Here is a 14,426-nt window from a genome sequence, read left to right on the forward strand (position 1 = left end):
CTCCGAGGTGAACCGGTCACCCGTGAGCTGCATACCGTCACCCGAATCACCCGCGAAACGGATGATCACCCGATCGAGACGGCGCACTTCCTTCTGCTTGACGGTCATGCGGCATCGGTCCCGGCTGCGCCCCGCGCGGGCGCCGCGGGCGTCTCGTGGAAGCCGAGGGCGCTGTCCCAGACCTCGGCCACGGAGCCGTCCTCCAGCTGGACGAGCCGTTCGCCGGCGGGGGCTCCCAGCGGCCGGACACCCGGGATGCCCTGCGGGGCCGAGGACACCAGGGCGAGACGGACGTCCCACGCGCGGGTGAACTCCGGGCCGTCCGTGCCGACGACGAGCAGGTTCCCGACGGTGGCAAGTTCGATGACGTCGGGGGCGTCGACCCGGAGGTGGGTGTCGCGATCGAGGCCGAGGGCCGTCTCGTAGAGGCGGACGAGGGAGGCGAACATGCTCCGGCTCACCGCCTTGCGGAGGAGCAGCCGCGCGCCGGGGCGCCCTGATCCCCGGAGCTCCGGGGGGCGGGGCCGTTCGCCCGGGTTCGGGCGGTGCTCCACTAGCTCGGCGATCGCGCCGTCGGGGAAGCGGACGCGGGCGCGGGCGCCCGGCAGGATCCGCTCGGGGGGTTCCAGCAGGGTGGTGCCGACCCGGTCCAGCCGGCTCAGCGCGCCGTCGAGCGAGGGCACGATCACGGAGTAGGCGGTCCGGCGCTGCATGTCGGTGAACGGCCGCGCGCTGGCGATCAGGAGCATGTTGCCGACCGCGGCGAGCTCCAGGCCGCCGAAGTCGGGGATCGGCATCCTCAGGTCGGCGGGGGTTCCGGATAGCCGTTCGTAGGCGCGGATGCGTTCGTCGAGGAGCGAGACGGGGATGAGGGAGCGGGCCAGCAGACGCGGGCCCGCCAGCTGGGCGGAATCGGGTGTGGTGCGGAACCAGCGGTCCGGCAGCGCCGCTGCGGGAACAGGGGACATCGCGTCAAGACTCCTTCACAGGGTGCGGCGTGGGAGCGCCCCACCATCGCTGGACGGTGAGTCCCCAGGACTCCAGCTCCTCCTGGACGAGGCGTCGCAAGGACGTGGCGTCGCCGAAGCGGTCGGGGATGCCGGTCACGGTCACGGTCAGCCGGTCGCCGGTCCGGAGCAGGCAGAGCGAGGCACGCAGGCGGGCCCGGTCCGGGAGCACACCCGGCACGTTCATGGTGCGGACGGCGATGCCCGCGGCCTCCTGGCCGGTGAACCGGCCGATCGCCTCGGGGGTCCGGCCGAAGTTGGAGGCGACGACGGCGGTCTGCTGGGCCCCGGGGTTCTTGAGGCGGTGGGCGTGGCGCTCCGGGAGGAGGTGCCACAGGGGCTCCGGGACGAGGGTGCCGCTGTGCTCGTCCGCGGTCCGGAGGAGCTCCTTCGTCGCCTGCCGGGTCTGCCGGAGGCTCCGGTGCCGGGCAGGGCCGCCGGGCACGGTGAGCGGCATCACCACCAGTGCGTTGGCCCGCGCGTCCTGGTCGGACCGCCGCAGGCTCACGGGGATGCCGACGTCGAAGGGTTCCGACGCGTCGCCCGCCCCCGTCGTCCGGACGAGGTTGGCCGCGATCTCGACGAAGAGACTGTTGGTCGTCCCGCCGTGCGCGTCCGCTCGGCGCTCCCACCCGGCGGCGTCCGTCTCGAAGATCGCCGAGGTGAAGAAGCGCGGTTCGGCCGGGGGTTCGGGACGGGCCGGTTCCGGGGGCCGCAGTGCGGTCCTGATCCCGGCGAGCCGGTCCGCGTCCGCCAGGGTCGCCGGGAGCCAGCGCGCGGCGGCCAGGCCGCCGAGGAACGTCTGCCGTGCCAGGTCGGCGAGGTCGTCCCACGGCCCGGGGCCGGTGGACGCGCGGTGGGTGTCGCCACCGCCCGAGCCGATGGCCCGGAAGATGCCGAGCCCGTCGCAGCGGAAGTGGGGCACGGTCAGGGAGACGAGCGTGCCGTCACCGTAGGGGGCGGCGGCGAGTCGCCAGAGGGCGGAGCTTCCGGGGAGGAGCGGCGCCTTGACCTGGGTGTCGATCCAGTCGGTCAGGGTGGCGTCGGTCAGCGGTGCCGACGTGGTGTCGAGGGCTTCCTCGTTCCTGGCGGGCACCCAGCTGCGGCGTGCCCCGGGGACGGGCGAGCTCCGGGCGCGACGGCTCAGCCGGCCCTGGTCGAGGGCGTCCCAGGCGGCTTTCAGCGCGGCGTCGGACACCGGGTCCCGGAAGGTCCACAGCACCTGCACGATCCGGCTGGAGCCGAGGGTGTCGGCGGCGCGGTGGAGCATCTCGTCGGTGGGGTTGAGGCGGACGGCGGCCGTCATCGGGCGGCCACCTCCTGGAGCAGGGCGGCCGCGCGTTCGCCGGCCGCCGGCGCCAGTTTGAATCCGCTGCCGTTCCAGCCGGTCGCGGTGACGAGACCGTCCAGTCCGGTCCGCGCGACCTCGCCGCTTCCCGTGGGTGCCATCGCGTCGTAGGCGGTGACGCCGCCCGTGAGCGGGGCCGTGGCCAGGTGCGGGTAGCGGTGGCGGACGATCGCGCGGACGCGCTCCTCCTCCTGCGCCGACACGCCCGGTCGGACGGTCGCGGGGACGTCGGTCTCCGGTGAGGAGACGCCCGCGAGGACCAGTGAGTCCGCTCCCCACGGGCGCAGCCAGGCGCCCGTGGTGGTGTCCACGACGGTGGGGAGCGTGGTGAGATCCGCCTCCGGTTCGCCGACCCGGAACAGGCAGTAGCCGACGGCCCTGGTGCGCAGCGGCAGGTGGACGCCGACGCTCGCGGCCAGGGAGGTGCTGCCAGTGCCGGCCGCCAGCAGGACGGCGCGGGCGTGCACCGGTCCCCCGGTGGTGTGGACCCCGGTGGCGCGCGAGCCGGACGTGAGCAGACGGGTGGCGCGGGCCGGGACCAGGCGGAGCCGGGTGCCCGCGTCGCGTGCCATGGCGTGGGCCACTCGTCCGACGGGGAGCCAGCCGGCGTTCGGTTCGTGGACCGCGACCAGGTCGTCGGGCAGGTCGAGGGCCGGGAAGCGGGTGGCGAGGTCGTGGGCGGTGAGGATCTCCGCCTCGTGGCCGGCGGCGCCGAGCTCCGCGACCGCCGCCGCGGCCTGCGGGAGGTCGCCGCGCGGCACGAGGCTCAGGCTCCCCTGCCGGCGTATCGCGGGCCAGGTGCCGCGGTGGCCCCGGCGCAGGTAGAGGTCCAGGCCGGCGGCGGCCGACCGACGCCGGGAGGCGGACAGGTCGAAGGCGCGGACGAGCCCGCCGGAGGCGCCCGTGGCGCCTCCGGCGATGCCTGCCGCGTCGATGACGGCGACGGAGAGACCCCGGGAGCTCAGCCTCTCGGCCGTGGCGAGCCCGATGATCCCGCCGCCGACGACGGCGACGTCGGCGGTGAGGGCGGACCGGGTCACGGTGCGATCCCGGTGGCCAGCAGCTCCTCGTGGTCGTGACTCAGGATCGAGTCGACGATGTCGGTCGCCCGTACCGAGAGCATGGCCAGCGCGCCGGCGTCGCCCATGCCGTGGCTCGCCTCGCAGAGCCCGTTGAGGTAGACCTTGAGGGGCCTCGGGGTGCCGGCCTCCGTCTTGAGTTCGATCGAGTAGTCCCGTGCGACGACGGGGGTGCCTTCCTCGTCGAGGGGGAGACGGTGGGCGATGCCTTCCAGGAGCGGGTGGTACGGCTCGTCGCCCGGTTCGCCGCCGAAGTCCCGGAAGCCGGTCGCCAGGATGACGACGTCGGCGTCGAGGGTCTCCTCGGTGAGGTGGTTGATGTCGCGCAGGACCATCCGGTGCCCCTGGCCGTGCGGCCGGCTGATGACGGCCTCCCGGAAGGGCTTCATCACGAGGCGGTCGGAGCCCGTGAGGCCGTACTCGCGCTGCACGCCGACGAGGCGGTCGATCACGTCCTGGTCGCAGGCCGCGTAGTTGATGGACCGCAGTTCGTCGCGCAGGCGGCGCTTCTTGGCGCTGGAGAGCGGGTGGAAGTAGTCCACGAACTCGGGGAGGAACACCTGCCTGCTGTACGGGCTGGTGTCCTTGAGCCGGAACCCGATGCTGCGGTGGACCGCGGTCACCTGCCGCACGTTGGGGCGGCCCAGCAGGTCGAGGATGATCTCGATCGCACTCTGGCTGGCCCCGACGACGGCGACCCGGATCGCCTGGTCCTTGAAGCGCTCCATGGCCGAGAGGTACCGGGTGGAGTGGAAGGCGCTCTCCCCGAGGCCCTTCTGGAACGCGTAGGGGATCCGTGGCGAGCGCCCGGTGCCCACGGAGACGCTGCGGCCGAGGTAGCGGCCGCCGTCGTCGGTGTCGACGCAGAACAGCTCGCCGCCGTCGTCGCCCTCGACGAGCGAGAGGTTCACGGCCGACCGGCCGTAGTCCACCTGGTCGCGGAAGGTCTCGGCGACCCACGCGAGGTAGCCCGAGTACTCCCTGCGCAGCGGGAACTTGGCGTTCAGGTGGAGGTAGTCCGTCAGGTCACCGCGCGCGGCGAGGTACTTGACGAAGGTGTGCGGGCTGTCCGGGTTGCGTTGCATGGCCAGGTCGCGGAAGGGGTTGTTCTGGATGTCCGCGCCCGGGAGGAGCTGTTCTTGCTGCCATTGGAACCGGGGGGCCCGCTCGATGAAGTGGGCGAGGCCGGCGCGGCCGCGCTCTTCGAGCGCGACCGCCAGGGAGAGGTTCGCGGGTCCGAACCCCACTCCCAGCACCGGGTGGATCTCATGGGTTGTCACGGTTCACGCATCCTCGACTCGTCGTGCATGCAGGAACGTCGTTGCGGGACGGACAATTCAGGAGGTCACGCGCCGAGGAGCGCCGTCTCGGTGATCGTGTTGGTGTCGTCGACGTGGACCACCCGGGACTTGTGGTCGGCGACCTCGTCGGGGGTGAGCTGCGCGTAGCTGATGATGATGACCTTGTCGCCGGTCTCCACGAGACGGGCGGCGGCGCCGTTCACGATGACCTGGTTGGCCGCCGGCTCGCCGAGGATCGTGTACGTCTCGAAGCGCGCGCCGTTGTTGACGTTGACGACGTGCACGAGCTCGTGGACGCCGATGTCGGCGGCGTCGAGCAGCTCCGGCGAGATGGTGATGGAACCGACGTAGTTCAGGTTACTGTCGGTGACGGTGGCGCGGTGGATCTTCGCGTTCATGAAGGTGCGCAGCATGAGGGATCTCCTTGAGGGGTGTCGTCCGTGCGGGTGTGGTGTGCGGGGCGGATCGCCCCGCGGGTCAGGTGGTCGGGGCGGGCGGGGCGGCCGGGATGACCAGGCCGCGGAAGGGGTTCTCCGGCGTGCTGGAGAGGTCGGCGAGCAGGGGCGCCTTGCCGACGGTGGTGGGGCCCGCGAAGGCGGTGGAGATGTTCTCGGCGAGGTCGGGGGTGATCGGCCAGGCCAGGGTGCGCAGGGCCCACAGGAACCGCAGCGCGCCGGAGACCTCGCCGGCGTCGTCGGCCTGGATCCGGGCGGAGCGGAGCGCCAGCACCTCCAGGTGGAGGGCGACCGCCTCGGCGGCCTTGCGGACGCTGAAGTTCTCCAGCCGGTAGGCGTCCTCGAAGCGTCGCCGGGAGGCCCCCAGGGCCGCATCCCACCAGGGCGAGGGCGTCGCGTCGATGTGACGGCCGGTCAGGGCTCCGAGCTGGTCGGCGATGGCCGTGAGGGGGGCGTCGTAGCGTGCGGCGATGGTGTCGGCCGCGATGGGCTCGCTGAACTCCGCCTGCTGCAGTTCGGGGCTGGTCAGGGCGAGGACGAACCGCGCCCGGTCACGGCCGACGGACTCCAGGTAGTCGCGCGCCCAGCGCACGTCGCCCTTGCTGGTGGAGAACTTGCGGCCCTCCAGCATGTAGTACTGGTTGGTGAGCGTGCGCGTCTTCGGGAGGGGCACCGGCATGCCGTGGCGGGCCGCGAGCAGGGCCAGCGTCACGTAGACGAAGGCGTTGTAGAAGCCGTTGTCGATGCCGATGAACTGGACGAGTTCGTCGCATGCGGCCTGGGTGTCGAGGCGTGCCTGCTGCAGCCAGTACAGGTGGCCGACGTAGATCTCCGGCCAGGCGTTGATGGCCTGCGGCTGGATGTCGGGACCGTCCCACTCGACGGTGATGCCCCAGGCCGTGGGGTAGGTGAGGGGGATGTAGGGCAGCCGTCCGGCGAGCGAGTCGGCGACGACCTTGGCCAGGTCCGGGCGCAGCTGCACGTCGGTGGTCCGGTACCAGTTGGTGATCAGGGACCGGTGGCGTTCGAGGTCGAGGACCCAGATCGAGACGGTGCGCCGCGGCAGGGCGGACGCCGTGTCGGTCACGGGCAGCAGGGCGCCGGGCAGGTTGTAGAGGCCGCAGGCCTCGCAGACGCCGGCCCTGGCGTGGGCGAGGCAGGTGGGGCAGCGGCCCGTGACGAACGCCTCCGCCTTGTACTCGCCGGTGGTGGCGTCGAACGGGAGCTCGACCTCGCGGAGGTCGAACGCGCCGTGCTCCCAGAGCCGGGTGAAGAAGGAGCGGACGAACGTGGTGTAGTCCTCGTCCGGCCGTTCGAAGAGGTCGACGTCGACGCCGGCCAGTTCCAGGGACTTCGTCACGCTCTCCAGCGCGTGCTGGATGAGCTCCTCCGGCGTGGTCCCGAGCCGTTCGGCGGTGGTGACGACATAGGTCTGGTTGTCGTCGGTGCTGGTGGCGAAGGCGACGTCGTGCCCGAGGACCTTCTGGGACCGGGCGCACACGTCACTGTTGAGGACGGGGCCGGCGAGGTGGCCCAGGTGCAGGTCGCCGTTGGGCGTGGGCGGGGAGAAGGTGACGTTGACGCGGCGCGGGGCGGGGACGTCGTCACCGGTGGAGTCGGTCATCACGCGTCCTTGCCGTGGTCGGCGGGCTGGAGCCAGTAGATGCTGACGAAGGTCAGCGGGTCGGACGCGCTGGTGTTCGTGACCTTGTGGTCGGTGCCGTGCGGGATGTAGACGACGTCGCCCGGGGTGATCCCGCGCTCCTCGTCGCCGACCCGCAGGTGGCCCTCGCCGCTGATGAAGATGAAGGTCTCGTCGGTGGCGTGGCCGTGGGGCGTGCTGGACTCGGTCGGCCGGATGGAGCACAGCGTGCTGTTCCACGGCGGGACGACGACGCCGTCCCAGGGGTAGAGCTCGCGGATGTCGCAGCCGTTCTTCCGGATCCGGGCGTCGTGGGCGTCGGTCTTCACGTGCATGAGGAAGGTCCCTTCGATGGGTGCGTAGGAGCCGGCCGGGCCAGGGGGTGTCCTTCGGATCTCGCCTGGCCCGTGCCGCCCGGCACGGGCCAGGCGAGATCCGGGAAGGACGGCCTAGCCGAGGGCGAGCACGCGCCGGATGGTGTCGGGGTGAAACGATTCGTCAGCAACGCCGTAGGCCCCCTTGAAGGTGGCGAGCCGCGAGCCGGCCAGCACCGGGTCGGTGGGCCACGCCTTGGCGTACGCCTTGCGGCGGGCGACGCCTTCGGGGGTGAAGGTCAGGTTCATCGCGGTCCGTACGGAGCCCGAGATGCGCAGGCGGCGCATCCGCTCCTCGCGTTCGTCGACGTACGGCTTGAGGGTCGCCGTCGACCACGTGGTGCTGGACCGCAGCGCCTCCCAGACCAGGCGGGCGTCCCGGAGCGCGATCGAGAGGCCCTGGCCGACCACCGGGTCGGTCCAGCCGGCCGCGTCGCCGATCAGCACCGCGCCGGGGACGGCGGGGCCGTCCGTCCAGGCGTCGTTCATCGGGTAGAAGGCGCAGGACTCCGAGGGGGTGACGGCGGCGAACATGTCGCTGTCGGGGATGCAGTCGAGCTGGAACGCCTTGAGGAAGTCGGCCTGCCGGGTGGGGCCGGAGAAGCGGCCCTTCTGGGCGACGTCGTGCAGCAGGTACAGCCGGGCCTTGGCGCCCGAGCGGGGGAAGACGAAGTAGAGCAGGTCCTTCTCGGTGCCGATCGAGGTGACGTTGGCGGGCCAGTCGTGGAGGTCCTCCACGAGCATGCCGCCGCCCAGTGAGTTCGGCGGCGTCTGGGTCAGGGAGATGCCGAGCTGGCGCCGCACGGTCGAGGTGCGGCCGTCCGCTCCGACGACGAGCCGGCAGGGGACCTCGTACTCGACGTCGTCGTGTTCGTAGCGCACGCTCGGGTTCGCGCCGCCGGTCACCGTGACGTCGCCGATCCCCCGCACGACGGTGGCCCCGGCGTCGGCGGCGGCGGTGGCGAGCGCCTCGCACGCCTCGGGATGACCGACGTCGAGCACGCCGCGGATGCCGGGAAGCATCCGGTCCAGGTGGAGGGCGTTGGCCCAGGCGGTCTCCGGGTCGGTGATCTCGTCGTATCCGACGAAGCGGTCGATGTAGGTGCCGCCCGCGGCGAGCAGCCGCTTCTCCAGGCCGAGGGCGAGGAGTTCGACCACGCCCCAGCAGTTGATCACCTCGCCGCGCACCTTGTCCCGGTAGACGGTCTGCCGTTCCAGGAGCAGGACCTCGTATCCGTCGCCCGCCAGCGCCGCCGCCAGGGCGGACCCGGCTATTCCGCCGCCGATCACCACTGCGTCCACACGCTCAACTGTCGCCATGGAATCCTCCACAGAAGCACGTTCAATGCATTGCCGTATCGACCGCCCCGGAAATGGGCAGCCGGAATTCCGAGCCGGTCGAATCAAGAGGGTTGCCGCAGGACGAAGAGTGCGGCAGCGCACGGGGAAGTCACGGTCGGAAGAACCCCGGGGCCACTCCGGGGAGAGGGGATCCGGCCTGCTGACGGCCGTGTTTCTCGGGGCTCTTCGGGTCACTAGGGGGGAAGCGCCGCCGCTCCGGATCGCCGCGCGGACGCTTTCGGTCGCAGAGGGAACAATCTCGTGGGCCGGTGGAAGTCGACGGTACCCACGCGCTGATCACACACGCCGGTCCCGCCTCCCTCACTGGTCCGTCTTCGGTACGAGTGTCGGTCGCGGCATCCACAATCCGCGCCGAAGCGGGGGGCGGCAATGTCGACTTGCGAAAATCGCACCCCGAATCGGGCAAAGATGCGAATGTCACTCCCGGCTCGAAGACCGGGGACCGGAGGGAGAGGGCCTCGCCGGCGATCCCCGCGTCACCCGACCGGCCTGGTCACGACGGCGCGAGGCGCGAGGGACCGCAGATGCCGCGCTGGATGATGTCCCACATCTGTCTGACCTCTTCCACCGCGCCCGGCTCGCGCGGCTCCTCGTCCCTCTGCTCGCTCTCGGCGCGCGCCCTCACCTCGGCGCCGAGAATCAGGAACCGCGACAGCACCGCCAGATCCTCCGGGCGGACCGCGGCGTGCAGTTGCCCGTCCCGATACGCCTGACTGAAGAGGTCCTGGACGGCGGTGACCCAGGACGTGGCCCAGGCGAGGTCCCCGTCCGGCCGCTCACGGCTGAGCCGCGCCGCGGAGCGGACGGCCGGCTCCTCCTCGAGCAGCCGCGCCAGTTCGAGCGTCACGTCGATGGCCCGGTGCAGCGCGGGCGCCGGGCCCGACGGCAGGGCGGCGAGGGCGGCCCGGGTGACGGCCTGGCCCTTCGCCTGCACAGCGGCCGCCAGTTCACCCTTGGTCGAGAAGTGGAACGTCAGGGCACCCATGGTGATCCCGGCGGCCCGGCAGACCCGGTTCAGTGCGGCGCCGGCGTAGCCGCTCCGGTCGAACTCGGTCGCTGCGGCGTTCACCAAAGCCTGCCGGGTGCGTACCGCCCGTAACTGCCTCGTCATGCATGTCTCCGGTGCGCTGGTGGGTGGGCAACAAGACGGCCCCTTCCGGCGCCGACAGCGAGGACGGCGGACGAGCGCACCACGCGTACGGCAGGCGCCGCGAAGGCGGGGTGCGCCGCCCTGTCCGTCGCCGGATCGGGTCCGATGCTGGAGGGCCGGACGGCCCTCCACGGAAGCGGAACGTACCTGCGGAGCCTGTCTGCGGGCGCTGCCGACGGGCCGGCCTCGTTGTCCAGCGGTCGTGGCGGCAAGTGTGACGTCGCAGGTCAGCGTCGACAACCCCGTCGATCACGGTTGGCCGGTTCAGGCTTCCGGCCCCGGCGGCGCGGGCTGTCGGCGGGTTGGCTGGTTCACTTCGACAAAAAAATAGCAGAAGCTATTATTCTTTCGCCGTCGCCCCCCGAGCCGCACCACGGAGCCCCTTATGATCAACTTCGCGTACGGTGCCGACCGGCTGTCCACCCTGGAGGAAGGGCATCGCGTCGCCGGTTTCGCCGATCAGCTCTTCACCCACTTACCGCGGGCGGACCAGCGCCGCTGGGCCGCCGCCTACCTGACGGGACTCCTGTCGGTCTCCGGCAGGAAGTCCATGCGCAGCCTGGCTGCCGCCATCACCGACTCCCCCACCGCCTCGCAGTCGCTGCACCGCTTCATCAACGCCAGCCCCTGGGACTGGAAGCCGGTCCGGGGCGAGCTGAGGCGCTGGGTCGAGCAGCGGACGCGCCCGAAGGCGTGGACCATCGGTGTCGCCGTGGCGCCCAAACGTGGTGACCAGTCCTGCGGGGTGCACCGCAGGTTCGTGCCGACGCTGGGCCGGACCATCAACTGCCAGGTCGGCATCGGGCAGTTCCTGGCCACCAGCCGCGGTCAGATTCCCGTGGACTGGCGCCTGCACCTGCCGAGCGAGTGGAGTGAGGAGAAGCTGCGCCACCGCACGCGCATCCCGGAAGCCGTCCACCCCCTTCCCGCCTGGGCCCAGGTGCTCGACCTGGCCGACACGCTGGCCGCCGACGATTCCCCGGCCCTCCCGCTCGTGGCGGATCTGCGCGAGTACAAGGAGTCCGACCGACTCCTCCTCGGGCTGCGGCAGCGCGCCCACGACTTCGTCGTCGCCGTCCCCGGCAGCCTGGCCGTCCAGCCTCCCGCCACGGCCCGTCCGTCCGATCCGGCCGCCGACGGTTGCGCCGCGCCGATCAGCGCGCGCCGTTTCCTGGAGACGGAAGGCGAACTGCTCCGCTCGGTCCTGGGGGCGAGCCACCTTCGCTCCTCCGGCCTGACCCGTGTGGTCACCGGCTTGGTACGCCTCCCCCGCGGGCCGCAGCCCCAGCGCTTCTACCGGCTGTTCTACGAAGTCCCCCGCGACGGCGAGCAGTCCACCGCACTGTGGCTCACCACCCTCGTCCACCTGTCGATGGAGGAGCTTCTGGAACTGGCGGCCCTGCCGGCCACCACCCCCCGCGCGATGCGCCGGCTGGAGGGCAGCTTCGGACTCCAGGACTTCGAGGGCAGGTCCTATCCCGGCTGGCACCGCCATGTGACGCTGGTGTCGGCGGCCTGCGGTTTCCAGGAACTGTCGGAGGTCGACCCGGCCGGCCTCGCCGGCGTCATTCCCCCCGCCCGGCTGATCAGGTCGCCCCGGCGACCGGAGCGGCTTCCGGTCTGACGCACGCGGTCTCACGCATACGGTCTGAGGCGCGCCGCCTCACGCATGCGATCTGACGCGCGCGGCCTGACGCGCGGTCCCCCGCATACGGTCTGACGCGCGCGGCCTCACGCGGCGGGCCCGGTGGCGCAGGTCCCGTGGCACGCGTTCCGTGCCACGGGACGGGGGTTCACCCGCACTCCCCCAGACCCGGATCCGGCCGGCGCGCGAGCACCGCGCGGGCCGCCGCGGTTCCTCCGGCGCGGCGCGCGCACTACCGCGCCGGGCGGTTCACACCGCGCTCCACCCGCCGTCCACCGCCACCGCTCCGCCGGTGACGAACGACGCCCGGGCACTGCACAGCCACAGCGCGGCCTGCGCGATCTCCTCCGGATCCGCCAGCCGCTTCTGCACCGCGCGTCCGGTCAGCCTCAAGACCGCCTCGGCGGTGCCGTCCAGGTACGGCTCCAGCTGGTCGGTGCGGGTGGCTCCCACCGTCAGCGCGTTCACCCGGATGCCCGCGGCCCCGTACTCCGCCGCGGCGGCTCGGGTGAGGCCGATGACCGCGTGCTTGGCCGCGATGTACGGGGCCGACGCGCCCGTCGCCGAATGCCCGGCGACGCTGGACGTGTTGACGATCGCGCCACCGTGTTCCTGGCGCAGCATGACGGGGATCTGCTGGCGCATGCAGTTCCAGACGCCCCGTACGTTGACGTCCATGACCGTGTCGTAGACGTCCTCGTGCAGTTCGTGCAGGACGGGGCCGAACGCCCCCTCGCCGGCGTTGTTGAAGGCCGCGTCCAGCGAGCCGAACTCCGCGACCGCCCGGGAGACGGCCTCCCCCACCTCCTCGGGTATCCGCACGTCTCCGGGGACGGCCAGGGCCCTCCCCCCGTCCGCGCGGATCGCCCCGGCCAGTTCCCGCAGTCTCTCCTCGCGCCGGGCCACCAGCACGACGGCCGCGCCCTCCCTGGCGAAGAGCGTCGCGGCGGCGGCCCCGATGCCGCTCGACGCTCCGGTGATCATGACGGTGCGATCCTGTAACGCTCCCCCTGTGTGTGACATAGCCAGATTGAACGCCATGCACGGCGGGCGCGGCACTCCTCAGCGGGCGTTCAAGTGCGATTCACGCCATCCGAAGGTGAACCGTCCTCGTCGAAGCGCACCGTCTCGACGACCCTGCTCGCACACTCCTCGCTGGCGACGAGCGGCAGCAGCAGGACCCACATCTGCCGGATGCGCTCCGGCAGGTCCCGTCGCCCGCTGTCGAGCTGGGCGTTCATCTGCGCCCCGGTACAGGCGTTCACCACGAGCTGCGCCAGCGACCGCACCTCCACGTCCGGCCGCAGCTCGCCGTTCTCGCTGCCCTGGTACAGGAACGGCAGGAGCACCTCCGCCCACTGCCGGTAGGAGTTGTCCTGCTCCCCGGAGACGAAGTACTCCTGGTCCATCACCAGTCGGGCGCCCGCCAGCAGTAAAGGGTCCTCCCGCAACTGCGTCGCCCACGCCATGGTGATGTCCACGGCCCCCTGCACGCCGGCGGACGTGGACCGGGTCACCAGCTCGGGCTGGCTCCGGACGATCTCACGGGCGAGCTCCTCCTTCGACTCGAAGTGGAAGTACAGCGCCCCCAGCGTCAGGTTCGCCCGTCTCGTGATCTTGCTGACGCTCGCCCCGGCGAACCCGAGTTCGGCGAAGACCTCGGCGCCCGCTCTCAGGATGGCCGCACGTGTCCGAACACTCCGCTCTTGCTGCGCCATGCATCCGCCTCCACTGCCTCTCGACAAATAAACATAATCATCTCTATGTTACGCGCAAGGGTCCATCGCACTGTTGTCTGCAGCAGCCGCGTGCACCCAACCCGCATCGTTCCAGGGGGAACACCCGATGAACATCACAACTGGCTTAATCACGCCTCTCGAGGACATCCAGCACGCCCCCAAGACTCTGACCCGAAAGACCGCGCCCGATCAGGCGTTCCTGTCGGGATGGCGCAGCCACGGTGACGGCGTCTCCCACACCGTCATCGCCGACTGGCCCGCGCGTCACCCCTTCTACACCTCCCACGACGGGCACTACCACCCCCTCCTCCTGTCCGAGACGATCCGCCAGTCGCTCTCCCTGTTGTCCCATGTCGCCCACGACGTACCCCTCGACTTCCGCCTCGCCTGGGAGTCCTACGACTGCTCCGTCGTCCCGGCGGCCATGCGGATCCGACCGGCGCCGGCCGTCGTGCACCTGACGGTCTCCCACACCGAGGTGACCCACCATCGCCTGGGATCCGTCCGCCTGGCCACGCAGATCACCGCGGCGCGCGACGGGGAACCCCTCGGCATCGCCCGCGTCCGCTACACCGCTCACCCTCCCGCGATATACGACAGGCTGCGCGGGGCCTACGCGGACGCGCAGGCCAGCACCGCGCGCGCCCTCCCCCTCGGGCCCGCCCTCGACGACACCACCCGGGGCCGGCAGACCTCGCTCGACGACGCCGTCCTGAGCCCGCTCGGAGAGTCGCACCGCTGGCAGCTGCGCGTGAACACCGCCAACCGCTCCTTCTTCGACCACGCACACGACCACATACCGGGGCTGGTGTTCCTCGAAGCCGCCGCCCAGGCCACTCAGGCCCTGTCCGACGCCGCCCAGACCGTCCCCACCGAGTTCGACGCCCGGTTCCTCCGCTACGTCGAGCTGGACTCGCCCTGCTGGGTCGAGGCGACCCCGCTGCGCCGCAGCAAGAGCGGAGTCGTCCGCACCGAGGTCACCGGACACCAGACCGGCGCGAAGGTCTTCTCCGTGCACGTGACCGCGCGCGAGCACGCCTGAGACCCCGGCGCCCGGCGGCATGGTGACCGCTGCCGCTGCTCAGCGCCCCTGCGGCAGGTGGCGGACCGGCACACGAACCGCCACCACCCGACCCTCGGCCCGCGCCCCTCCGCTCCGGAGGGGCGCGGGCCGACGGCGTTGCGCATCGTCACCGCGAACACGAGGGCGGGACGGACCTGCCTTTCGGCGGACCGAGCCCTTCCATTATATCCGATTCGTCCCCCATCGGACGTGAAGCACGTCACCCTGCGTAAGCCTTTCCGCATGGACCGGAGGCTCCCG

The 14,426-nt window shown here is 71.7% G+C and carries 13 protein-coding genes; 2 read left to right on the top strand and 11 right to left on the bottom strand.

The annotated features are described in order from the left end of the window. Window positions 1-104 precede the first annotated feature (104 nt). The 9 genes from ACZ60W_RS30820 to ACZ60W_RS30860 form a co-directional block, all read right to left on the bottom strand. Window positions 105-968, bottom strand: coding sequence for a VOC family protein (locus ACZ60W_RS30820; protein WP_469758684.1), 864 nt, complete (start codon window positions 966-968; stop codon window positions 105-107). A 4-nt stretch (window positions 969-972) separates the two neighbouring features. After that, window positions 973-2,313, bottom strand: a complete 1,341-nt coding sequence (locus ACZ60W_RS30825) for a hypothetical protein (RefSeq protein ID WP_469758685.1) — start codon at window positions 2,311-2,313, stop codon at window positions 973-975. After that, entirely contained in the window at window positions 2,310-3,395 is a 1,086-nt protein-coding gene (locus ACZ60W_RS30830) for an NAD(P)/FAD-dependent oxidoreductase (protein ID WP_469758686.1), read from the bottom strand. The genes ACZ60W_RS30825 and ACZ60W_RS30830 overlap by 4 nt, the downstream gene beginning before the upstream one ends. Continuing rightward, window positions 3,392-4,714, bottom strand: coding sequence for a SidA/IucD/PvdA family monooxygenase (locus ACZ60W_RS30835; protein WP_469758687.1), 1,323 nt, complete (start codon window positions 4,712-4,714; stop codon window positions 3,392-3,394). The genes ACZ60W_RS30830 and ACZ60W_RS30835 overlap by 4 nt, the downstream gene beginning before the upstream one ends. Before the next feature lie 65 nt (window positions 4,715-4,779). Further along, window positions 4,780-5,148, bottom strand: a complete 369-nt coding sequence (panD, locus tag ACZ60W_RS30840) for an aspartate 1-decarboxylase (RefSeq protein WP_469758688.1) — start codon at window positions 5,146-5,148, stop codon at window positions 4,780-4,782. Window positions 5,149-5,212: 64 nt separating this feature from the next. After that, window positions 5,213-6,814 (bottom strand): class I tRNA ligase family protein, encoded by a 1,602-nt coding sequence (locus ACZ60W_RS30845; RefSeq protein WP_469758689.1) that lies wholly within the window; start codon window positions 6,812-6,814, stop codon window positions 5,213-5,215. Beyond that, window positions 6,814-7,167 (bottom strand): cupin domain-containing protein, encoded by a 354-nt coding sequence (locus tag ACZ60W_RS30850; RefSeq protein ID WP_469758690.1) that lies wholly within the window; start codon window positions 7,165-7,167, stop codon window positions 6,814-6,816. The genes ACZ60W_RS30845 and ACZ60W_RS30850 overlap by 1 nt, the downstream gene beginning before the upstream one ends. Window positions 7,168-7,281: 114 nt before the next feature. After that, window positions 7,282-8,508 carry an FAD-dependent oxidoreductase gene (locus tag ACZ60W_RS30855; RefSeq protein WP_469758691.1) on the bottom strand — a complete coding sequence of 409 codons (1,227 nt, stop codon included), beginning with the start codon at window positions 8,506-8,508 and terminating at the stop codon, window positions 7,282-7,284. A 553-nt stretch (window positions 8,509-9,061) separates the two neighbouring features. Further along, window positions 9,062-9,679: a TetR family transcriptional regulator gene (locus ACZ60W_RS30860; RefSeq protein WP_469758692.1), complete on the bottom strand. Its 618-nt coding sequence runs from the start codon at window positions 9,677-9,679 to the stop codon at window positions 9,062-9,064. Between the two features lie 424 nt (window positions 9,680-10,103). Between ACZ60W_RS30860 and ACZ60W_RS30865 the strand changes: the two genes are divergently transcribed. Further along, entirely contained in the window at window positions 10,104-11,342 is a 1,239-nt protein-coding gene (locus ACZ60W_RS30865; protein ID WP_469758693.1) for an IS701 family transposase, read from the top strand. A gap of 270 nt (window positions 11,343-11,612) precedes the next feature. On the opposite strand, the gene ACZ60W_RS30870 is transcribed toward ACZ60W_RS30865, so the two are convergent. Beyond that, a complete protein-coding gene (locus tag ACZ60W_RS30870; RefSeq protein ID WP_469758694.1) occupies window positions 11,613-12,347 on the bottom strand; it encodes an SDR family oxidoreductase in 735 nt (244 codons plus the stop codon). Window positions 12,348-12,436: 89 nt separating this feature from the next. Beyond that, window positions 12,437-13,081, bottom strand: coding sequence for a ScbR family autoregulator-binding transcription factor (locus ACZ60W_RS30875; RefSeq protein WP_469758695.1), 645 nt, complete (start codon window positions 13,079-13,081; stop codon window positions 12,437-12,439). Window positions 13,082-13,208: 127 nt separating this feature from the next. Between ACZ60W_RS30875 and ACZ60W_RS30880 the strand changes: the two genes are divergently transcribed. Then, window positions 13,209-14,144 (top strand): ScbA/BarX family gamma-butyrolactone biosynthesis protein, encoded by a 936-nt coding sequence (locus tag ACZ60W_RS30880; protein WP_469758696.1) that lies wholly within the window; start codon window positions 13,209-13,211, stop codon window positions 14,142-14,144. The last annotated feature ends 282 nt before the right edge of the window (window positions 14,145-14,426 follow it).

The organism is Streptomyces sp. NPDC104202 (assembly GCF_055584185.1).